Consider the following 22,186-nt stretch of genomic DNA (forward strand, 5'->3'; position numbering starts at 1 on the left):
CTATTATGAAATATCAATATATTGGATTAGATGAAATAAATGGACCACTTATCTTTTTAGAAAACATTAAAGATGTTGGTTTTGAAGAAGTTGTTACAATTGAATTAAAAAATGGGGAAAGACGTAAAGGTCGTGTAATTCAAATTGATGGTGATAAAGTAGCTATTCAAGTATTTGAAGGTACTACAGGACTTTCACTTGAAAACTCAAAAACAACTTTTACTGGTGAACCAATGAAAATTGATTTATCAAAAGAAATTTTAGGAAGAACATTTAATGGTTCTGGTGAACCAATTGATGGTCTTGGTGATATATTCTCGGAAGTTAGATACGATATTAATGGTAGCCCATTAAATCCAGTTTCAAGAGTTTATCCAAGAAACTATATACATACAGGAATAAGTAGTATTGATACATTAACAACCTTAATTAGAGGTCAAAAATTACCAATCTTTTCAAGTTCTGGTTTAAGTCATAATGAACTTGCTACTCAAATAGTTAAACAAGCAAAACTATCTGATTCAGAAGATTCAGAGTTTTGTATAGTATTTGCTGCAATGGGTGTTAAACACGACGTTGCCAATTATTTTAGACAAGCATTTGAAGAAGCAGATGTTATGTCAAGAGTTGTTATGTTTGTAAATATTGCAAATGACCCAATCATTGAAAGAATTTTAACACCACGATGTGCATTAACTGCTGCAGAATATTTAGCATACGAAAAGAACATGCATGTTTTAGTTATCTTAACTGATATGACTGCATATTGTGAAGCATTACGTGAATTCTCAAGTTCTAAAGGTGAAATTCCTGGGCGTAAAGGATATCCTGGATATTTATATTCTGACCTTTCTTCATTGTATGAGAGAGCTGGAATTATTAAATCAGCAAAAGGATCAGTGACACAAATTCCAATTTTAACAATGCCTAATGATGATATAACTCATCCAGTACCAGATTTAACTGGCTATATTACAGAAGGTCAAATTGTTTTAAGTAAAGAATTACATCAAAAAGGTGTTTATCCACCAGTTAATATTCTTCCATCGCTATCAAGATTGATGAAGGATGGAATTGGTTCTAAATATACAAGAGCGGATCATCAAGATTTAGCAAATCAATTATTTGCTTCTTACGCAAGAGTACAAGAAGCTAAATCATTAGCATCAGTTATTGGTGAAGATGAATTAAATGAAGTTGACCATGCATACTTAGTATATGGTAATTATTTTGATAATTATTTCTTATCTCAAGGTAATGAAAACAGATCAATTGATGAAACATTGAATCTAGGATGGGATTTATTATCATTACTACCAAAGAGTGAATTAAGTAGATTAGATCAAAAAACGATTGAAGAATTTTATGATTCAAACCGTGCCCAAGTAAGATTTAAAATTAATAATTCAAAAATTTCTGATGAAATAATCTCAAAAGGAAAAATGAATGAGTAATCAAGTTGTTCCAACAAAAGGTAACTTATTAAATATTAAAAAAAGTTATGAGTTAGCAAGTCTTGGGCAAGATTTAATGGAGAGAAAAAAGAATATTTTAATGCGCGAAATGATGACTTTGCTTGATAAAGTAGCGAAAATTCGTGATGAAATATCTGATACTTATAAAAAAGCATATCGATTATTACAAGAAGCTAATATTACATTAGGGATTGTTGATGAAATTGCTAAAGCTGTTCCTGTTGATAATGGATTATCAGTTAGCTATGAAAGTATTATGGGAGTAGATATTCCAAAAATACATCATAACAAACAAGAAATCAAACTATCTTATGGGTTAAGCAGTACTAATAGTAAGTTTGACCAAGCTTTTCAAGCCTTTCAAAAAGTTAAAGAATTAACAATTCTTCTAGCTGAAATTGATAATAGTGCTTATAGAATAGCTAACGGTATAAGAAAATCTCAAAAAAGAACTAATGCTTTAAAAAATATCGTTATGCCTGATTTAGAAGAACAAATAAAAACAATAACAAACGTTTTAGAAGAACGAGAACGTGAAGAGTTTTCAAGAATGAAAGTTATAAAGAATAGAAAATAGGTTGAATAATAATGAATGATATATCAAAGTCTAGAAAAATAATGATTGTGGAATCTTTAATAGCAATTTCATTTTTTAGTGTATGGTTTGTTATGGGATTAATTGCATATTTAAAATTTGAAGCTAAAGATGAAATGAGAATATTTATGAAATTAGGATTAATATCATTAATAGGTGTCATTGTTGTTTTAATTCTTGAACTTTATTCATTAAGACATATGTCAATAAAAAAACAACGATTAGTTTTAATCGTTGCTGCTATAATGTATCTGATATTCTTTTCAGTTATGGAGTATGATTTTATTGATGTAGTAATTCACGATGATAGAAAAAAACTTGCATATTCTGTAGGTTTCATTATTGTAATAATAATGAACACAATTTTAATGACATTAAAGAGTGTTTCGTTATATAGTTTGTATTATAATGATAATTTGAAGATTGATCAAAGTGACCTTTAATTAAGGTCATTTTTTTAATTTAAATAAAAAAACTAGGAATTAACCTAGTTTTAACGACAATCTTTACATAGACCATAAATAGTCATTTCATGATTTGTAACAAGAAAATCATGCTCATTTTTTAATTCTTTAATAGTACTATTCATATTACAATCAATAGCAAACATAGATAAGCAATTAGTACAAACAAAATAGTGATGATGATGTCCATCGACATTTAAAAAGTAAAAACTTTTTCCATCAAAATGAAATTTGAGTAACAAATTATTTTTTTTTGAATAGGAAATTGTATTTGGTCTAATCAAAAAAGGATATACTTAAAAAAACTCCATATTAGAAGTTTATTACAAAGTATAATATATCTTAGTTTATTTTAAAACGTTAAAAGGAATTAATTTTTTAAAAACATCTTTAGGAACAAACTGCAACTTACCACATTCAGGACAGAAATCTAAAGGGAAAGCAGCCTCATTATGAAGAACATCCATAGAAAAATGTTCATAACTTAAATTTAATTCAAAGTGACAATCAAGACATTTCATTTCAATCATATCAAACAAATCAGAATTTTTAAAATAGTTATCAAAAGATAACTTAGGACCAGGGATAAAACCCTCAGCAATACCTAATTCATATTCACGATAAAGATTCTTCTTTTGTGAATTAGACAAAATAGGTTTATAAGTTTTAAAAAGTTTAGGCATCAGAAATATAAGCTCCTTTATTATTATTTGGTAGAAATGAAAGTTTGATATTTAAAACCATCTTGGCACCACAGCTACAAAGAAGGGGATCAAACTTAAAAGTATCTAGCAACATTATACGCCATTTTAATCTAGATTTTAAGTAATCAATAGAAGATTTAGAAACTAATTTAGTAAAAGAGTTAGCACGAGCAGATTTATTAGCATAAAAACCATAGTAACGAATTTGATGAAAACCCTCATCATGGATATGTCTAATTAGTCTAGAAATAAAGATATGAGGATGTTCAGTAATAACGACAGGATTATTAGGATCATCGTGAGGAGTATAACGCCAAGAGACAGTGCTATTAGTAGAATCAAGAGATAAAATATTGGATTCAGCAATAGGAGGATGAGAAGCATATCTAGCAATATAATTAGCAATTTTTTTAGTGTTATAAAATTTAGTAAACTCTTTAATCCTAGGACCGTAAGTATAAAAACCGTCTTTATATTTTTTGATAATTTTAGACCTTAAGATGTTAAATTCACGATAAAGAGAATGATTACCAAAAGCTTTGAGAACTTTAGAAGCTAAGGATAAGAATTTGAACATAAAAGTCTTTCTGAGACGTTCGAAAGGAAAAAAATAAAGATCTTTTTTCTTGTTAAACTTATCAATAGTAGCTTCAGCAATTAAAACATGAATATGAGGATGAAGATTTAAACTACGGCCCGAAGTATGAAGGAAAGCAACGAAGCCAAGCCTAGCATCATCTGCTAGATCTTTTTTAGAAAGATCTAAAGAAAAATGAAGAGAATCATTAACAGATTTAAATAAACAATCAAATAAAGGTCGACACTTCCAAAAGAAAGGTCTTAAATCAAAGGGAAGAGAAAAAACAAAATGACGATGAGGAACAGAAATAAGTTTCTTTTGAATTTCCAAAGAGCGAGAATCACGATATTTATGGCCACAAGAGGAACAAAATCTAGAATGACAAGATAAACCAGATAAATGATAATGATCACATTTAGAGCACTCATAGAAAAGATAGCCCTTAGATAAATTTCTACAATCAATCATAGATTCAACATTTTTAATAATAGAAGAACGAAGTTTATCTTGATGAAGTAATTTAAAAGAAGGCCAAAAAGCGCGAAAAATCTCCTTTATAGAGACGTGATTAGAGTTTAGGGAACGAACATGCTCAAGATTAGAAAGTCTCGTTAATTCATTCTCATAAACAGTATTACCATTTTTAGCAGCAGTGGCTAGTAAATCTTTATAAAGATTTTTAACATAAACATTAGTATCCATAGCTATATTATAAATAATAAGATATGAAAATAAAAGAGGCGATTAGTAATCGCCCCGAGTGAAATTTATTTCACTTTTTGTTCAAAATATTCAATTGTTCGATAAACTGTTGAAAGATTCATAGTATCCATTGGAAGAAGTTCATAAATCATTTCAGCATTTAATGGTTTTTTTGAATTTTTTAAAACATCAAAGATTGTTTGTCTCTGTTTGGTAAGTTTAATCACGATAACCGCCACCTTTAATAAATCTCTTAATTATCATAAGAACTATTAATATTATAGCATAAACAATAACAATTGTAGAACCTGCAGGAATATCAAATTGATCAGCAACCGAAATTCCTAAAAAAACAGCAATAATAGATGATATAGAACCTATAACTAATGTTCTTTTAAAACTTGTTTTAAACTGCATTCCAATTATAACTGGAAATATTACAAACGAAGAAATAAGTAGAGTTCCAATAGTCTTAACACCAATAGTAATTAATATTGCAGTTAAAACAGATAATGAATAAGAAAGTAGTGTTGTCTTAACGCCTCTAAATTTCGCATATTTATAATCATAAGTCATTAATAAAAGTTTTCTATAAAATACTGTTACAAATAGAATAATTAATATAAGAATGATTATCCCCATAATGATTTCTGATAGATTAACAGTCCACATATTTCCAATTAACATACCTTCAATTGAACGATTAAATCCCGAACTTTTATGAATGATAATAAGTCCAACAGCTAATGAAACTGTTGAAATTATTCCTAGTGCAGCATCACCGTTAATATTTCTTTTTTGGGATAAATATTTGACAAGAATTGAAAGAACAATCGCAAAAGGAATACTAACGAATAATGGTTCATTAACAAATAACATTCCAATAGCAAGTCCAGTAAAACTGACATGAGCAAGTCCATCAGCGATTAACGCTTGTTCATTTAAAACAAGGAAAGGGCTAATAATTGCCGCAGATAATCCGATAATAATCGCGATTAATAATGCATACCATCCAAAACTATATTGTAAAAACTCAAACATGTTTATGCCCCCTATGTTCAAATTCTTTAAACTCTTTTGATTCACCAAAAAATTTAACTTCTTGATCAATATATAGAATTAAACTATTATCTTTTAATGTATCACTTAAATCATGTGTAACATTAATGATAGTCATATTTCTTTCTTTTTGTAAACTATTTAAGAAAAGATAAAAACCTTCTCTAAATTCTGGATCTAGCGCACTAGTTGGTTCATCAAGAATTAGTAAATCAGGATTACTAATTAGGGCTCTAATAATATAGACACGTTGTTGCTGCCCGCCTGATAAGATAGACATGTTCTCATTAATTAAATGGGAAATATTCATAATTTCTAGCCATTTTTTAATTTCGTTATCAGTAGATTCTTTTTCTATTTTATCTAGTCCACCATAAATAACTTCTTTAACAGTTATTGGAAAGTTTTTCTTCGTTTGAAGTTTTTGTGGTAAATAACCAACTTTCTTTTCATTGATTGTTATTGAACCAGAAGAAGGAGTAGTTAAATTAGTAAGAACTTCAATTAAAGTGGTTTTTCCACTTCCGTTTGGTCCGATAACATTTAAAAAATCACCTTTTTTTAGCGAAAAAGAAACATCTTTCAATGCTTCATATTTTCCGAATCTAACAGTTAAATTGCATACAGTAACACTATCCATTATTAATCACCTAACGCTCTTTTAATATTTTGATAATTTCTTTCTAATAAATCATAATAAGTAACTTTATTGTTAAAATCATCTAAAGTAACATTATGATAACCATGTAATTCTAAAAGATTTAATTCATAGTTTTCATTACTTAATTCACGCATTATTGTTTTGGCAACACGAGGTTCTTTCAATTCTTCAGTAAATAAGTAATGTGTATTAGCAGTTTTTACTTCATTAAGTAAAGTGCTAATTTGACTTGCACTTAAATCAGCATCTGGTTTACTAGTTGCACTTAAAGCAATTACATTCAAATCATAATGAGAAGAAAATGATTGCATTGCATTGTGTCCAGCAAAATAAATTGTTGGCTTATTTTTTGTTTTAAAATAGTTGATGATAATTGTATCTAATTCAGTTAATTTATTAAGATATGTATTAGCATTATTTTCATAAAACTCTTTATTAGAAGGATCAATTTCAATAATTGTATCTCTAATTCCTTGAACAATCTTTATATAATTATTAGTACCAGACCAGTAATGTAGATCTTCATGTGTGTTGTTTGATTTTGCTATTAATGAACTAACATTTAATGTTATTGTTTCATTACTAGTAATATTTTTAACGTTATTATTTAACCAAGCATCCATTTCATAACTTGTAAATAAAAATAGTTTACTTTTTTTAATTTCTGTTATTTGTTTACTCGTAGGTTTAAAATCATGAGCTTCATCGCCAGGTTTTGTTAGTAGTGAGACTGATAGTTTATCACCACTTATAATTCTTGTAGCATCATACTGTGGATACATAGTAGCAACTATATCGGCATTTTTATTTTTTGTACATGATATTAAAACTATACTTAGAATAAGTGTTATAGTAATAAATAATATTTTTTTCATATGGATAATTCTCCTTATCTAAACCTAAATTATTATATCACTAATATAATTGTTTTGCAAATTGTTCGCAAAAATAAAAAGATTTGGAAAAGAACTTGAAAAGTGGTATAATATACAATTGATATGAGAATCATATAATTTAATATTTAGTGAGGTGTATTGTGAAAATAGAAAGTATTAAAGATAAGTTGAATAAAATTCTTGAAGATTATGAATTCACAATTTATAGTGTTAAGACTAAGAAAGAGTTTGGAGAAAAAATATTAGAAATCTTGTTAAAAGGTAAAAATATTACAACTGATGTCTTAGAACAAATCCACACTAAACTATTTGAGAATTTAGAAGATGATTTGGATGATGATTATTTCTTAGAATTATCATCAGTAGGTGCAGAATATCCACTTAATTCATTAGATGAAGTAATGGAGCATGTTGATGGATATGTATATGTTGAGACAAAAGATTTTAAGGGCGTTGGATTATTACTTGAAGTTAATAATAATGAACTAGTAATTAAGTATAATCAAAAAGGCCAATTTAGAAAAATAAAAATTGAATATGACGATGTTCTAAATATTAGAACGAGTGTCAAAATATAAGGAGTGGTAGCATGATAAGAAAAGATTTGCTAAAAAATATTTCAAGTGTTGCTGAAGCAACAGGATTAACAGATGAACAAGTGTTAGAAGCAATAACACAAGGATTAATATCTGGTTGTAAAAGAACACATAAAGTGAATTCATGCCGTGTTGAATTTAAAGAAGATAAAAATGAACTTTTAGTGTATAAACAATATTTAGTTGTTGATGATTATGATTTAACAGCTGATAAAACATATACACAATTGTTATTAGAAGATGCAAAAGCTGAAAAAGCAAGAGTTAAAGTTGGAGATATTTTAGAAATTAAAGTAAATCCAGAAGAATATGGACATTACGCTATTCGTGATATGAAACAAAAGTATAACGAAATAGTTGTTAATTATCAAAAGAGTAATCTATTAGGTTTCTTTAAAGATAAAGAAAATGAAATGTTAAGAGCTAGAGTAATCGATGCTTCACCAACAACATATCGTATTGACTTAGGTAAAGAAACAACATTGTTACCTAAGACAGAAACTTTAGATAAAGATAATCTTCATATTGGTGATGATATTTATGTATATGTTTCATCAGTAGAAATGAAACCTAAAGGACCAAAAATTTATGTAACAAGAAAACATCCAGGACTTGTTATGAAGTTAATGGAAAAACATATTCCTGAAATTGCTGAGGGAGTAGTAGAAATAGTTGGTATTAGTCGTGATGCTGGAGATAGATCAAAAGTTGGAGTTAGAACAAATAATCCACAAGTTGATCCAATTGGAGCATGTGTTGGTGAAGGTGGTTCAAGAATTAGAGAAGTCGTTGCTGCATTATCAGGTGAAAAAATTGACTTGTTTAGATGGAGTGATAATGAACGTGAATTAATTGAAAATGCTCTTCAACCAGCTGATGTTGTTGCAGTTACAAAAGTTAATCCACGTGAAAAAACAGCTTTAGCTATAGTACCAAATGACCAATTGTCACTTGCTATTGGTAAACAAGGACAAAACGTAAAACTTGCGGTTCAAGCATCAGGTTGGAGTATTGATATTAAATCGGAAGCTATGGCTGCCGGTGAAGGGATTCTATACTAAAGATGCGTGTTAAGAAAATACCGATGCGTACATGTGTTGTTACAAAAGAAGTTCTTCCTAAAAAAGAATTAGTGAGAGTAGCAGCAACAAAAGAAGGAATCGTATCAATTGATTTAACAGGAAAAGCACCTGGAAGAGGAGCTTACTTAAAATTATCGAAAGATGTTATTGAACTTGCAAAGAAAAATAAAGCATTAGATCGTAAACTTGAAGTTACTGTACCTAATGAAATATATGAAAAATTGAGTGAATTAATTAATGATTAAAATTATTGGTTTAGCCAGACGTGCAAGAAAAATCACGAGTGGTACTGAAATAACAATAAATGGTGTAAGAAGTGGTAAAGTTAAGTTAGTTATTCTAGCGAATGATGCTTCTTTGAACACGAAAAAGCTAGTTAATGATAAATGTAAAACTTATGGAGTAACTGTTGTTGAAGAATTTTCTACAATTGAATTGTCGGATGCAATCGGAAAAGAAAACATAAAGGTTATAGGTATCGTTGACGACGGATTTAGTAAGTCAATACTGAATCAGAAAAGGAAGTGAATAATATGGCCAAAAAAATAATAAAGCAAGAAAAAAAAGCGCCTAACAAGAGTAATAATAGTAATAAAAAAGATAACAAGGCCGGTGAAAAAATAGTTATCTTTAAAGAAGGTATGAATGTATCTGACTTATCAAAAGAACTAGGCGTATCAAATGCAGTTGTAATTAAGAGTTTAATGAATTTAGGAATTATGGCGAGTGTTAATGTTTCATTAGATCGTGATACTGTTGAACTTGTTTCAATGGAATTAGGATATCAAGTTAAAAATGAAGTAATTACAGATGTAGTTAGATATGATGAATTTGTAATTGTAGATGATGAAGAAAATTTGGAACAAAGACCACCGATTGTTACAGTTATGGGACACGTTGATCATGGTAAAACAACTTTATTAGATACAATTAGAAAATCTAGAGTAACTGCCGGTGAAGCTGGTGGAATTACACAACATATTGGTGCTTACCAAGTAAACAGAAAAGGTAAAAAAATTACTTTCATTGATACTCCAGGACATGCTGCATTTACTGAAATGCGTAAACGTGGAGCGAAAGTTACTGATATCGTTGTTTTAGTTGTTGCTGCTGATGATGGTGTAATGCCTCAAACATTAGAAGCACTAGATCACGCTAAAGCTGCTAAAACATCAATTATTGTTGCTGTTAATAAGGTTGATAAACCATCAGCTAATCCAGATCATGTAATGACTGAATTATCAAACCATGGTTTGCTACCAGAAGAGTGGGGTGGAGATACACCTTTCATTAAAATATCAGCACTTAAAAAAGAAGGTATTGATGAGTTATTAGATATGATAGAACTAGTTAGTGAATTAGGAGATTATAAAGCAAATCCTAATCGTGAAGCTAGAGGATCAGTTATTGAAGCTAAATTAGATAAAGGAAAAGGACCAGTTGCAACTTTCATAGTTGAAACAGGAACACTTCATATCGGAGATAACGTTGTCGTTGGTAATACATATGGTAAGATTAGAACAATGGAAGATGACTTGCAAAAACGTTATAAAGAAGCAGGTCCATCAAAAGCAATTGAGGTAACAGGATTAAACTCTGTCCCACTTGCTGGAGATGTTTTCATGGTCTTTAAAGATGAAAAAACTGCTCGACAAATTGCTGAAAGTAGAATCGCAAATGAACGAGAAGGCGAACAAAAGCAAATGAAAGCAACACTTGATTCAATGTTTGGTCAAATGGGTGCAGAAGTTAAAGAATTAAATCTTTTAATTAAAGCAGATGTTCAAGGATCAATTGAAGCACTAAAAAATGTTTTACAAACAATTAATATTGAAGGATTGCAAGTAAATATTGTTAGAGGTAGTGTAGGAGCAATCACTGAAAGTGATGTTTCTCTGGCAAGTGCTTCTAATGCGATTGTTATTGGGTTTAACGTTAGACCAATGGGTAATGTTCGTGATGTTGCTGATAAAGAAGGCGTTGAAATAAGATTATATAATATTATTTATCGCGTTGCTGAAGATATTGAAAAAGCTTTAAAAGGAATGTTAGAACCAACATTTGAAGAAGTAGTAATTGGTCAAGTTGAAGTTAGAGATACATTTAAAGCTTCAAAAATTGGAACAATTGCAGGTGGTTATGTAACTGATGGAGTTGTTAAACGAGATGCATTAGTTAGAATTATTCGTGATGGTATTGTTGTTTATGAAGGTAAATTAGCTTCTCTTAAACGTTTTAAAGATGATGTTAAAGAAGTTAAAACAGGATATGAATGTGGTTTATCAATTGTAAATTACAATGATATCAAAGTTGGAGATATAATTGAAGTTTCAGAAATGAAGGAAGTTGAGGTAGCATAAAATGTCAATTACAGTTGAACGTTTAGGTAGTTTAATTCAAAGAGAATTAGCACCAATTGTTAATACAGTTATTCAAGATAGTAAAATCGGCTATATTAATTTAACAGAAGTAAAAGTTAGTAAAGATTTATCTTTTGCAAAAGTTTATTATACAATTTTAAGCGATGACGAAAAAACTTTAAACTATGCAAAAAAGACATTAGATGAAAAAAATGCAACTATAAGAATGGAACTAGCAAGAAAAATTAGAAATGTAAGAAAAATACCAGAAATAATCTTCGCATATGATGAAGCATTAGCATATGGTAATCATATTGATCAAATACTTAAAACAATCAAGTAACTTCGGTTACTTTTTTGTTATTTAAAGTGTTATAATATTGATGGTGAAAAAATGATAGCAAGAGTATTAGTAGACTTAAAAGTTAAGACTTTAAATAGATTATTTGATTATTATATTCCGGAAAGTGAAAAAGATAGTATTGAACTTGGAATGAGAGTAGTCGTTCCTTTTGGTCAGCAAAAAAGATTAGGTTATATTATTGAATTTGTTGAAGAAAGTGATTTTGCAGATAAAACAATTATAGAAGTTTTAGATGTTGTTCCAAGTATTTCAAAAGAAGCTTTTGAATATCTTGACTATTTAAAATCTAAAAACAACCGCTTACTAATCGAAATAGTTGAAACGATTATTCCTTCTGAACTTTTCTTGAAATATGAACAATATATCTATATTAATTCTCTTGAAGAAGTGTCAAAAGAATTATTAAATGAATTTAAAAATGGAAAAGTAAAATATACTAATAAACTAAAAAAATATAAAAAAGAGATTAACAGGTTAATAAAGAATGATCAGCTTAAAGTTGTTACACAATATGAAGAAAAAGCAAAAACAAAATATAAACAAGTAATTAAATATTTAGATGATAGTCATTATAAAAATGCTATTAAATATCAAGATTTAATTGAACATGTAAAAGAATATCCTAATCTAACAAGACAAGAACTTCTTAATAGTGGGTTTAGTATTAGTTCTATTAATACCCTAATTAAAAATCAGGTATTTGATGTTGTATTAGAAGTTGATAATCGTGATGTTACATTTAGAGAAACAAATCTTATTTCAGAATATGAATTAAATAATGAACAAAAAAAAGCTTATGAAATGATTAAACAAGACAGTAAGAATATATATTTACTTAGAGGAATTACTGGTTCAGGAAAAACTGAAGTCTATATGCATGTAATGAAAGACATCTTAAAAAAAGGCATGCAGGTTTTATATTTAGTTCCTGAGATTATGTTGGTTGCTCCACTTATGCAGCAACTTTCAAGCAGATTTAATGAAAGAATTGTTCATTACAATAGTAATCTCTCACAAGGTGAAAGATTTGATGCCTGGAATGCTATTATTAATGATGAAGCAAGGATTATTGTTGGAACGAGAAGTTCAGTATTTCTTCCAATTAAAAATTTAGGATTAATTGTTGTTGATGAAGAACATGATAATTCTTATACACAAAGAGAAAAAGTACAATACGAAACAATCGATATTGTTAAACTTAAAAGCGAATTGCATAATTGTCCAGTAATATTAGGGAGTGCAACACCTAAAATAACAAGCATGTATTATGCACTAAATAATAAATATAAACTTCTTGAACTAAATAAAAGAGCGACAAATGAAAAACTACCAACAGTTCATTATGTTGACATGAAAAATGAACTTAAAAATGGTAATACAAAAATCTTTTCAAAATTATTAGAGGAAAAAATTAATGAAAAGCTAAATAAAAAAGAACAAATTATTCTTCTTTATAACAGAAAAGGATATTCATCATTTGTAATGTGTAGAACTTGTGGTTATACTCCTAAATGTCAAAACTGTGATGTTGCATTAACTTATTATAAGGATGAAAATGAACTTAGATGTCCTTATTGTAATCATAAGGAAGAAATGCCAGAGGTATGTCCTTCGTGTGGTAATAAAACCATTAGACCAATCGGTATGGGAATTGATCAAATCTATGAAATTGTTAGAAAACATTTTGAAAATGCACGGGTTGTTAAAATGGATGCTAAATCAACTAGCAGAAAAGGTAGTCATGAGAGTATTTGGTTAGATTTTAAAGACTACCAATATGATATTTTAGTTGGAACCCAAATGGTTTCTAAAGGACTTGATTTTCCCAAGGTTTCATTAGTAGGTGTTTTAATGGCTGATTTAGAGTTAAGAGCTCCTACGTATTTAGCAGCAGAAGAAACATATAGTCTGCTAACGCAAATGGTTGGAAGAAGTGGTAGAAAAATTACAGGTGAAGCGATCATTCAAGGTTATGATATTGCTAATTACGCTATTAGTAGCGTTGATAAGAGTTATAATAACTTTTATGAAGAAGCAATCTATTATCGTAAATTATCAAAGTATCTACCCTTTTATGAAGTAGTTCAATTATTGATTTCAAATGAATCATATTTAGAAGCATATCAAGATGCCTTAAGAATTAAAAAAGAATTAGAGAAAGAATTTGAAATAGTTTTAGGACCAGCAGAGTCATTAATTAAGTTTATTAAAAATGAATTTAGATTTGTTATTACCGTTAAAGATCAAAAAATAGATAATAAAATAATAATTAAAGTAATTGAAAAATACTCGAAATCAAGAGTTAATTACTTGAGTATTCCAGATATACTTTAGGAGGTATTAGAATGAAAATAATTTTTATGGGAACACCAGAGTTTTCAGTGCCAGTTTTAGAAAAACTAATTGAAAATAATTATGAGATAGTTATGGTTGTTACACAACCAGATAAGCTTCAAGGAAGAAAAAAAGAAATAATTTATTCTCCTGTAAAAAAACTAGCTTTAGAAAAAGATTTAAAGATATTTCAACCAATTAAATTAAAAGATGAACTAGATGAAATATTAAATGTTGATGCAGATTTAATAGTTACTGCTGCTTTTGGACAAATCCTTCCTAAAAAACTATTAGAACGTTTCAAAGCAATCAATGTCCATGGCTCATTATTACCTAAATATCGTGGTGGTGCACCGATTCAATATGCTTTATTTGATGGACTTCAAAAAACAGGTGTAACAATTATGGATATGGCTTTTAAAATGGATAGTGGTGATATTATTCTTCAAGGTGAAGTTCCAATAACTGAAGATGATAATTATGAAACACTAGCAAGGAAAATGTCTGTTTTAGGTGCAGATCTTTTAATTAAAGTTTTAAAAGGTAATTATGAAAGCATTAAACAAAATGAAGAAGACGTTACATTTGCATATAATATTAAAAGACATGAAGAATTTCTAGACTTCTATGGTGGCTATTTTAACGTTTTAAATCATCTTAGAGGCTTACTACCAGAACCTGCTGCAACGATAGTTGTAAATGGTGAATTCTATAAAGTATATAAAATGGTAAAAAGTGATATAATAAAAGAGATGAAACCGGGAGAGATTCTGATTGAAAATCGTCGAATGTTTATTAAATCAACAACTGAAATTGTTGAAGTTATTGAGATTCAAGCTCAAGGAAAGAAAAAAATGTTGGTGAAAGATTTCTTAAACGGTCAAAAATCTCTTAAATCTGGTGACTATGTAGAAAGAAGGAATTCTAATGTCTAAAAAAAGAACATTATTTACAAGAGAAGAAATGCTTAAAATGAATATTGAGATTTTAAAAGAACGTGGAGTTTTAGTTAAACAAATCGCTGAAATTACACAAGCACAACAAGCAAAATACACAGAAGGTATACCAATGGCGTTATGTATTGAGTCCGTTGAAAAAATTCTTTCATATCGTGATGTATTTCACTTTGTCCATTTAGCAGCTGAAATTGATCGATTAGTTGAAGAAAAAGCTTTTAGAAGCCCAATGCAAGACATCTTACATGATGATTTAGGACTTTTTGGGGTTGATGAAACACTTGGTCTGGATTTAGCTGGTTTATATGGAACAATTGGTCAAACAAACTTTGGAGATATTGATGTTAACAAAGTTGGAGTTGTTTCTACTCTAAATGAAGAAGGAAAAAAAGAAGGTGTTTGTCATACATTCTTAGATGATATTGTTGGTGCAATTGCAGCAGCAGCATCTACAAGAGTTGCTCAAGTTTTAAATGAAGAATTTGCAGCAAGTGACAATAGTTTTCAACGTATAAGTATTTTCGATTTTGATGAAATAAAAAAATAAACATTAGGTGTGATTTACTTTGGAAGAAAAAAAGAAAGTAAAAGATAATAAAATTAAGAAACTTGGTAATGCTCTTTTTGCCAAGTTTTTTGGCTTTGAAGAAGGAATCGATATTACTGATGATGTTGCTGTATTAAACAGACGTAACGTTGTTATAAAAAATATCATTTTTATCTCTGGTTTATTTTATTCATTATTATTATTAATTCTTTCAATATCAACAAAACAAAGGACTGACTGGGCTATTACAGTTATTTCATTCCCAGTAACCTATTTAATTAATAAACTATTAAAAGCTTTGATTAATATGGACAGAAAAGATAAAACAAAACAGCTTATTGCTGCATATATCGCTTCATTTTATATTTTCTTATCATCAGTATTAATATATGCAAGATTATATAGTTCAGGAATATTTGAAACAGTATCATATATTTTGATTTATTATGCGATTGTTGTGATATCTCTCTATCAAGATAAAAAATTATTATCAACAGCATTTTCATATTTATTTGTTTTAGTAACTGTTATTCATTTTACATGGACATATCAAATAACTACTAGAACACAAGGATTAAGTGTTTTAGACTTCTTAAAAGATTTTGTTGGAACCAATGAGTTTGGAGATTTGATTTTAAGATCATTAGTCTTTGCTTTATTCTACTTGGTTGTTTATGTTATTGTTTCAATTGGACAATATATGCAAGAAGAACGTAAGAAAGAACTAATAAAAAGAAGACAAGTCCAAAAAGATTTCTCATCAATTGTTGGTAATTTATTTCAAGCAGTTTTTATTAATGCATATATTAACGTTAATCAAGAGCATGCATATCAAGTTCAAAAGGTTAGTGAGAAAATTGCTAGTTTTGTTGGTATGAATGAAGCTGATATTAAAAATTTAAGTGAATATGCAATAATTCATTATCGCTATTCTGAAATTAAAGACTTTGATATATCAGCAACAACTTATGATGAAGCAGAATATGAACAATTAAAAGCTAAAACAACGCTTGGAGCAGATATTGTTAAACGTATGGAATTATCACAAAACTGTGAAGCAATTGTAAGATCACATGTTGAAAATACTATTTCAGATGAAAAAATGCGAGCAATTATGAATACTCAACCAGATTTGCAGTCACAAATTATTTTACTTGCTGATATATATGTTACACTAAGAAGTTTCAATACATATAAACGACCATATACACATGCAATGTCGATTAGTTTATTTGAGCATCAAATGTCAAATTATTTTAGAATTGAACTTAAAGATAGATTTTTAAAATTTGCTGATGAAGTTGAAGAATTATATAATAATTTTTAATTGATATTTAATAGTACAAATGCTATAATTGATTTAACTTAATAAACTTATTAAGAGCTATCGAGGCCCGTGACCGTTGAAGTAGCGGCAACCTATTAAATTAGGTGCCATCACAAGGGGGAAACCCAACAATAAGGAAATAGACGTTGTCCTTGTTGATAACGTTTTTTTAATGAAAGAGGTTAGGAAATGAATTATTTATTTAGTAGTGAATCAGTTACAAAAGGACATCCAGACAAAGTAGCTGATAGAATTAGTGATGCAATTTTAGATGCAGTTTTAAAAGAAGATAAAAATGCAAGAGTTGCATGTGAAACGGCAATTAAATCAGATTTAGTTTTAGTTTTTGGTGAAATAACGACTAATGCTAAAATAGATTATGAAGATATAGTAAGAAAAACTATTAATGAAATTGGATATGATAACGATATCCTAGGATTTAATGGTAATACAGTTGAAGTAGTGATTAAATTATCTACTCAATCAAGTGAGATTGCTATGGGCGTTGATAGAACAGAAGAGTTGAATCAAGGTGCTGGGGATCAAGGATTAATGTTTGGTTATGCTTCTAATGAAACAGAAAATTATATGCCGCTTGCTATTGATTTATCACATAAATTAGCATTAAGATTAACAGAAGTTAGAGAAAAATCGATTGTTAAAGACTTAAGACCAGATGGTAAAACTCAAGTTACTGTTGAATATGATGAAAACAATCAACCAGTTAGAATTGATAGTATCGTTATCTCAACTCAACATGATAAGGCACATAATCAAGAAACACTTAGAAAAGTTCTTGTTCCAGAAGTGATTGAAAAAGTAGTACCATCAAACTTAATTGATGATAATACAAAAATCTATATTAATCCAACAGGAAGTTTTATTCTTGGAGGACCTGCAGCTGATTCAGGATTAACAGGAAGAAAAATTATTGTTGATACATATGGTGGGTATGCTAGACATGGTGGTGGTGCTTTCTCAGGAAAGGATCCATCGAAAGTTGATCGATCAGCAGCATATATGGCAAGATATTTAGCTAAACATATTGTTGCAGCTAACTTAGCTGATAAATGTGAAATTCAAATTGCTTATGCAATTGGTGTTGCAAAACCAGTAAGTGTTCATATTGAAACATTTGGTACTGAAAAAGTAAGTAAAGAACAAATTTATAGTATTATTGTAAATAATTTTGATTTAAGACCGGCAGCAATCATAAAGAAATTAGATTTAAAACGACCTATTTATACAAAAACATCATCATATGGTCATTTTGGACAAGAATCAAATGATTTTACTTGGGAACAGTTGAATGATATTGATATTTTTAAGTAATTAATGTAAAATAACACTGTGGTGATGATATGAGTTTATATACAGAGTTAGAAGAAAAAAGAGTTATTTTATTTGAACAATATAAAAAGAATCGTAATAAATCATATATGTTTGCCATAATTGGATTTGTTGTTGCTGCGGTTGTCGTTTATATAATGTCGCAAACGGGAAATTATGATAATTCAACTAGCGTTATAATTATACTATTAGTTATAATTGGAATAACAGCAATCCCATTTTCTATTTACAATAAAAAAGCAAAAGATTTAAAGAAAAATTTTGACAATACAATCAAAAATGAAATTGTCAACATAGTTTTAAAAGAAACGCTTGAAGATAGTTCATATAATCCACAAGGCTATGTTCCGATTGAAACAATCAATTCAGCAGGTCTAGTTAGAAGACCAGATCGATTTAGCGGTGAAGATTTAATAACAGGAAGTTACAATGGAGTTAAGTTTCAAGTTTCTGATGTTGATTTAAAAGAACGTCATGAAACAAGAACTAAGAATGGAACAATTGTTACATATCGAACTTATTTTAAAGGCCGTTGGTATGTATATGAGTTTTCTAAAAACTTTAAGCAAGTTTTAAAAATCGTTGAAAGAAATTCAGGTACAAATACAAGAGCGCTTAAAAAGTTTGAAACTGAGATGCTTGAATTCAATAAAAAGTTTTCGATTTATGGATCAGATGAACAGTTTTTCTATTATGTTGTAAATCCATATTTAATAGAAAGATTATTAATATTAGAAAATCAACATCGTGGATCAATATATTATTGTATAAATAACAATAAACTTCATATTGGTATTAATGATAATAGTGATTCATTGGAAGTGGACTTTAGTGTTCCAATTAATGAACAAACGTTAAAACGTTTTACTGAAGATATTGTTTTGATAAAAACAATTATTGAAGAATTTCGTTTAGATGATATAAAATTTACAGAATAGAAGGAGAATGAAAATATGTTTTTAGCAGATACAGGTCAAGTATTATTAATCGTTGGGGTTATAATCGTTTTATTAGTTTTAATTGTTGTTTTTTGGGCAATTAGTGTTTCAAATACAATTAAAAGAATGAAAGTTAAAGTTGAAGAATCAGAATCAGGTATTGATGTTGCATTAACTCAAAGATTTGATATGTTAAATAAATTGTTTCAAGCTACAAAAGGTTTCATGAAACATGAAAAAGAAACTTTAGAAGGAATTGTTAAATTACGTCAACCAGCAGCAGGTGCTAGCATTGAAGATAAACAAAACTTTTCTAATCAAGTTGAAAGAGGGCTTCAAGCAATTAACGTTGTTGTTGAACAATATCCAAACTTGAAATCTTCAGAAACAGTTACTAAGTTACAAAATGCAACAATTAATGTTGAAGAAAACTTACAAGCAGCAAGAAGAATTTACAATTCAAATGTTTCACATTACAACCGATACATTGTTGTATTCCCAAATAGCATTATTGCTAATCGTGGTGGAGCTACTAAATTACAATTCTTTGAAGCAGAAGATATCAAACGTCAAGACGTTAAATTTGATTTTTAATAAAAATATTAAAGCTGACTATCTTAGTTAGCTTTTTTGTTATAGATATGTAAAATTATTGGTAATTTATACATATACTTGAAAAAAACACTCTATTATAGTATTATAATAGAGATAAAAAGGAAGTGATTTCATGTTTAAAAAGTGGTTTGACCCTTCGCGTAAGGTGCTTAAACAAGCGGATATTATCGCTAAAAAAGTAATTAGCCTTGAAAATGATGTGGCGAAATTAAGCGATGAAGAATTAAGAAATAAAACAGAAGAATTTAAAAATAGATTTAAGAATGGTGAAACGTTAGAAGATTTACAAGTTGAAGCCTATGCTGTTGTTAGAGAAGCATCTAAACGTGTTACTGGAATGACACCTTATTATGTACAAGTATTAGGGGCTGTTGCTATTCATGAAGGTAATATTGCTGAAATGAAAACAGGGGAAGGTAAAACATTAACAGCGGTAATGCCTGCATATTTAAATGCATTAAATGGTGAAGGCGTTCATATTGTTACAGTGAATGAGTATTTAGCTAGACGTGAGGTTGAAGGCCAAATCGGAAATATTTTCCGTTTTTTAGGATTAACTGTCGGTTTAAATATTCGTGAATTAACAAGAGAAGAAAAGCAAGCAGCATATGATGCTGATATTATGTATTCAACAAATAGTGAATTAGGATTTGATTATCTTCGTGATCATATGGTTTTATATGCTAAAGATATGGTTGCTCAAAGAGGATTAAATTTTGCTATTATCGATGAAGTTGACTCAATTTTAATTGATGAGGCTAGAACACCATTAATTATTTCTGGTGGAGCTAAAAATAATCAAAACTTATATGAAAGAGCTGATCGATTAGTTAAGACACTTAGTGATGAAGATTATGAAATTGATGTTGAATCAAAGACAATCGAATTAACCCCTTCAGGTATTAATCATGCTGAAGAAGTATTTGGAATAGAAAACTTATATGATTTACAAAATGTAAGTGTGGTTCACCATATAAATAATGCATTGCGAGCAAACTATATTCTAGCTAAAGATAAAGAATATGTTGTTCAAGATGGAGAGATTTTAATTGTTGACCAATTTACTGGACGTATTTTACAAGGGCGTCAATTTAGTGAAGGATTACATCAAGCAATTGAAGCTAAAGAAAACGTTCAAATTAAAAAAGAAACAATTACTGTTGCAACAATCACATATCAAAACTTCTTTAGAATGTATAAAAAATTATCAGGTATGACTGGTACTGCAAAAACTGAAGAAGAAGAATTTAATGAAATATATAATATGAATGTTATTGTTATACCTACTAATGAACCAGTTATTAGAGTTGATGCATCTGATTATATGTATTCAACTATGGAACAAAAGTTTAAAGCGTTATTAGATGATGTTGAAGCTCGACATAAGGCTGGACAACCGGTGTTAGTTGGGACGATTGCAGTAGAAACAAGTGAATATTTATCATTAGAATTAAGAAAAAGAAGAATTCCTCATGAAGTCTTAAATGCTAAGAACCATGCAAGAGAAGCAGAGATTGTTGAAAAAGCTGGTCAAATAGGAGCTGTTACAATAGCAACTAATATGGCTGGGCGTGGTACAGATATTAAACTTGCTGAAGGTGTCGTTGAACGTGGTGGATTAGCAGTATTAGGTAGTGAAAGACATGAATCACGAAGAATTGATAACCAATTAAGAGGACGTTCTGGACGTCAAGGTGATCCTGGATTCTCAAGATTTTATATTTCTGCTGAAGATGAATTAATGGTTCGTTTTGCTGGTGATGCATTTAAGCGCCGTATTCAAATGATTCAAAACTTAAATGAAGATAAAGAAGCTCCAATTGAATCAAAAATGTTTACTAAGTTTGTTACAAATGCTCAAAAAAGAATTGAAGGTAGTAACTTTGATTCACGTAAAAACGTCTTGAAATATGACGATGTTTTAAGAATGCATCGAGAAATTATTTATAAAGAAAGACGCGATGTTTTAACATTAGAAAGTATTGAAGAACAAGCAATTATAACATTGAAAAAGAGTTTAGAAGAAAATGCTCTTGATTTTGTTGACACAACAATTAGAAATCCTAAAGTTGATTATGAAGCTTTAGTTAAGTTTTTTGATGGTCCAATCTTTAAAGAAGGAACATTGTTGATTGAAGATATTCAAGGTAAAACATATGAACAAGTATTAGAACATTTAAATCATTTAGCTGATATTGAAATTAATAATAAGAAAACAACAATTCCACCAGAAGTCTTTAATGAATTCTTAAAAGTTATTATGTTAAGAATTATTGATACTTATTGGATGCGTCATATTGATACAATGAGTGAATTAAGACAAGGTGTAGTATTACAAGCTTATGGTCAACAAAATCCATTAGTTATCTATCAAAAAGAAGGTTATCGTCTATTTAATGAGCTGGTTGCTAATATTGGTAGAGATATTACAAAATATATATTAAAGGCTAATATCCAAGTAAATGTTGAGAGAGAAGCGGTAGTTAAAAATACAGCAACTAATCAAGGTTCAGAGGATAAAGCGAAGAAACAAAGAGTAAGAAAAATCAGAGGGAGACAAGCTCCTTGGCGTTAAGGGGTA

General features: G+C 29.0%; 24 protein-coding genes and 1 riboswitch. Of the genes, 17 read left to right on the forward strand and 7 right to left on the reverse strand.

The window, feature by feature from the left end:
* Positions 1–5 precede the first annotated feature (5 nt).
* From EXC62_RS04220 to EXC62_RS04230, 3 genes are read left to right on the forward strand one after another with little or no spacing between them, the layout of a single operon-like run.
* Positions 6–1,454, forward strand: a complete 1,449-nt coding sequence (locus EXC62_RS04220) for a V-type ATP synthase subunit B (protein WP_026390837.1) — start codon at positions 6–8, stop codon at positions 1,452–1,454.
* A complete protein-coding gene (locus tag EXC62_RS04225; protein WP_026390836.1) occupies positions 1,447–2,052 on the forward strand; it encodes a V-type ATP synthase subunit D in 606 nt (201 codons plus the stop codon). Before EXC62_RS04220 ends, EXC62_RS04225 begins: the two co-directional genes overlap by 8 nt.
* A gap of 11 nt (positions 2,053–2,063) precedes the next feature.
* Positions 2,064–2,513, forward strand: coding sequence for a hypothetical protein (locus EXC62_RS04230; protein ID WP_026390835.1), 450 nt, complete (start codon positions 2,064–2,066; stop codon positions 2,511–2,513).
* Between the two features lie 50 nt (positions 2,514–2,563).
* On the opposite strand, the gene EXC62_RS09160 is transcribed toward EXC62_RS04230, so the two are convergent.
* From EXC62_RS09160 to EXC62_RS04265, 7 genes are all read right to left on the reverse strand, one after another.
* The gene (locus EXC62_RS09160; protein WP_084156704.1) at positions 2,564–2,818 is read right to left on the reverse strand and encodes a Fur family transcriptional regulator; all 255 of its coding nucleotides are present in this window, start codon (positions 2,816–2,818) and stop codon (positions 2,564–2,566) included.
* A 63-nt stretch (positions 2,819–2,881) separates the two neighbouring features.
* Complete coding sequence (locus EXC62_RS04240) at positions 2,882–3,217, reverse strand: hypothetical protein (RefSeq protein WP_026391052.1); 336 nt, start codon at positions 3,215–3,217, stop codon at positions 2,882–2,884.
* Positions 3,210–4,520 carry an IS91 family transposase gene (locus tag EXC62_RS04245; RefSeq protein ID WP_129747419.1) on the reverse strand — a complete coding sequence of 437 codons (1,311 nt, stop codon included), beginning with the start codon at positions 4,518–4,520 and terminating at the stop codon, positions 3,210–3,212. Before EXC62_RS04245 ends, EXC62_RS04240 begins: the two co-directional genes overlap by 8 nt.
* Positions 4,521–4,585: 65 nt before the next feature.
* Positions 4,586–4,747 (reverse strand): transcriptional repressor, encoded by a 162-nt coding sequence (locus tag EXC62_RS04250; RefSeq protein ID WP_162140120.1) that lies wholly within the window; start codon positions 4,745–4,747, stop codon positions 4,586–4,588.
* Positions 4,740–5,561, reverse strand: a complete 822-nt coding sequence (locus EXC62_RS04255) for a metal ABC transporter permease (protein WP_026390158.1) — start codon at positions 5,559–5,561, stop codon at positions 4,740–4,742. The genes EXC62_RS04250 and EXC62_RS04255 overlap by 8 nt, the downstream gene beginning before the upstream one ends.
* Positions 5,554–6,219 carry a metal ABC transporter ATP-binding protein gene (locus EXC62_RS04260; protein WP_162140121.1) on the reverse strand — a complete coding sequence of 222 codons (666 nt, stop codon included), beginning with the start codon at positions 6,217–6,219 and terminating at the stop codon, positions 5,554–5,556. The genes EXC62_RS04255 and EXC62_RS04260 overlap by 8 nt, the downstream gene beginning before the upstream one ends.
* A gap of 2 nt (positions 6,220–6,221) precedes the next feature.
* The gene (locus EXC62_RS04265) at positions 6,222–7,115 is read right to left on the reverse strand and encodes a metal ABC transporter substrate-binding protein (RefSeq protein WP_026390159.1); all 894 of its coding nucleotides are present in this window, start codon (positions 7,113–7,115) and stop codon (positions 6,222–6,224) included.
* Between the two features lie 161 nt (positions 7,116–7,276).
* Between EXC62_RS04265 and EXC62_RS04270 the strand changes: the two genes are divergently transcribed.
* From EXC62_RS04270 to secA, 14 genes are all read left to right on the forward strand, one after another.
* Positions 7,277–7,714, forward strand: a complete 438-nt coding sequence (locus EXC62_RS04270) for a ribosome assembly cofactor RimP (RefSeq protein ID WP_026390160.1) — start codon at positions 7,277–7,279, stop codon at positions 7,712–7,714.
* An 11-nt stretch (positions 7,715–7,725) separates the two neighbouring features.
* Positions 7,726–8,793 carry a transcription termination factor NusA gene (nusA, locus tag EXC62_RS04275; RefSeq protein ID WP_026390161.1) on the forward strand — a complete coding sequence of 356 codons (1,068 nt, stop codon included), beginning with the start codon at positions 7,726–7,728 and terminating at the stop codon, positions 8,791–8,793.
* A gap of 2 nt (positions 8,794–8,795) precedes the next feature.
* Entirely contained in the window at positions 8,796–9,059 is a 264-nt protein-coding gene (gene rnpM / locus EXC62_RS04280) for an RNase P modulator RnpM (protein ID WP_026390162.1), read from the forward strand.
* Positions 9,052–9,342, forward strand: coding sequence for a L7Ae/L30e/S12e/Gadd45 family ribosomal protein (locus tag EXC62_RS04285; RefSeq protein ID WP_162140122.1), 291 nt, complete (start codon positions 9,052–9,054; stop codon positions 9,340–9,342). The genes rnpM and EXC62_RS04285 overlap by 8 nt, the downstream gene beginning before the upstream one ends.
* Positions 9,343–9,347: 5 nt before the next feature.
* On the forward strand, positions 9,348–11,174 hold the full coding sequence (infB, locus tag EXC62_RS04290; protein ID WP_035375590.1) for a translation initiation factor IF-2: 1,827 nt from the start codon (positions 9,348–9,350) through the stop codon (positions 11,172–11,174).
* Position 11,175: 1 nt separating this feature from the next.
* Positions 11,176–11,517 carry a 30S ribosome-binding factor RbfA gene (gene rbfA / locus EXC62_RS04295; RefSeq protein WP_026390163.1) on the forward strand — a complete coding sequence of 114 codons (342 nt, stop codon included), beginning with the start codon at positions 11,176–11,178 and terminating at the stop codon, positions 11,515–11,517.
* Positions 11,518–11,568: 51 nt separating this feature from the next.
* Positions 11,569–13,872: a replication restart helicase PriA gene (gene priA, locus EXC62_RS04300; RefSeq protein WP_035375592.1), complete on the forward strand. Its 2,304-nt coding sequence runs from the start codon at positions 11,569–11,571 to the stop codon at positions 13,870–13,872.
* 11 nt (positions 13,873–13,883) lie between these two features.
* Positions 13,884–14,807, forward strand: a complete 924-nt coding sequence (gene fmt / locus EXC62_RS04305; RefSeq protein ID WP_035375593.1) for a methionyl-tRNA formyltransferase — start codon at positions 13,884–13,886, stop codon at positions 14,805–14,807.
* The gene (locus EXC62_RS04310) at positions 14,800–15,375 is read left to right on the forward strand and encodes a phosphatidylglycerophosphatase A family protein (protein WP_052589719.1); all 576 of its coding nucleotides are present in this window, start codon (positions 14,800–14,802) and stop codon (positions 15,373–15,375) included. The genes fmt and EXC62_RS04310 overlap by 8 nt, the downstream gene beginning before the upstream one ends.
* A gap of 19 nt (positions 15,376–15,394) precedes the next feature.
* Complete coding sequence (locus EXC62_RS04315; protein WP_026390164.1) at positions 15,395–16,702, forward strand: HD-GYP domain-containing protein; 1,308 nt, start codon at positions 15,395–15,397, stop codon at positions 16,700–16,702.
* 44 nt (positions 16,703–16,746) lie between these two features.
* Positions 16,747–16,840: riboswitch (SAM riboswitch) on the forward strand.
* 51 nt (positions 16,841–16,891) lie between these two features.
* On the forward strand, positions 16,892–18,034 hold the full coding sequence (gene metK, locus EXC62_RS04320) for a methionine adenosyltransferase (RefSeq protein WP_026390165.1): 1,143 nt from the start codon (positions 16,892–16,894) through the stop codon (positions 18,032–18,034).
* A gap of 29 nt (positions 18,035–18,063) precedes the next feature.
* The gene (locus EXC62_RS04325; protein ID WP_026390166.1) at positions 18,064–18,990 is read left to right on the forward strand and encodes a DUF3137 domain-containing protein; all 927 of its coding nucleotides are present in this window, start codon (positions 18,064–18,066) and stop codon (positions 18,988–18,990) included.
* A gap of 15 nt (positions 18,991–19,005) precedes the next feature.
* On the forward strand, positions 19,006–19,584 hold the full coding sequence (locus EXC62_RS04330) for a LemA family protein (protein ID WP_052589722.1): 579 nt from the start codon (positions 19,006–19,008) through the stop codon (positions 19,582–19,584).
* Positions 19,585–19,717: 133 nt separating this feature from the next.
* Positions 19,718–22,180: a preprotein translocase subunit SecA gene (gene secA / locus EXC62_RS04335; protein WP_035375594.1), complete on the forward strand. Its 2,463-nt coding sequence runs from the start codon at positions 19,718–19,720 to the stop codon at positions 22,178–22,180.
* The last annotated feature ends 6 nt before the right edge of the window (positions 22,181–22,186 follow it).

The sequence above is a fragment of the Haploplasma axanthum genome (genome assembly GCF_900660745.1).
In the GTDB taxonomy this organism is placed as follows: Bacteria; Bacillota_I; Bacilli_A; order Acholeplasmatales; family Acholeplasmataceae; genus Haploplasma; species Haploplasma axanthum.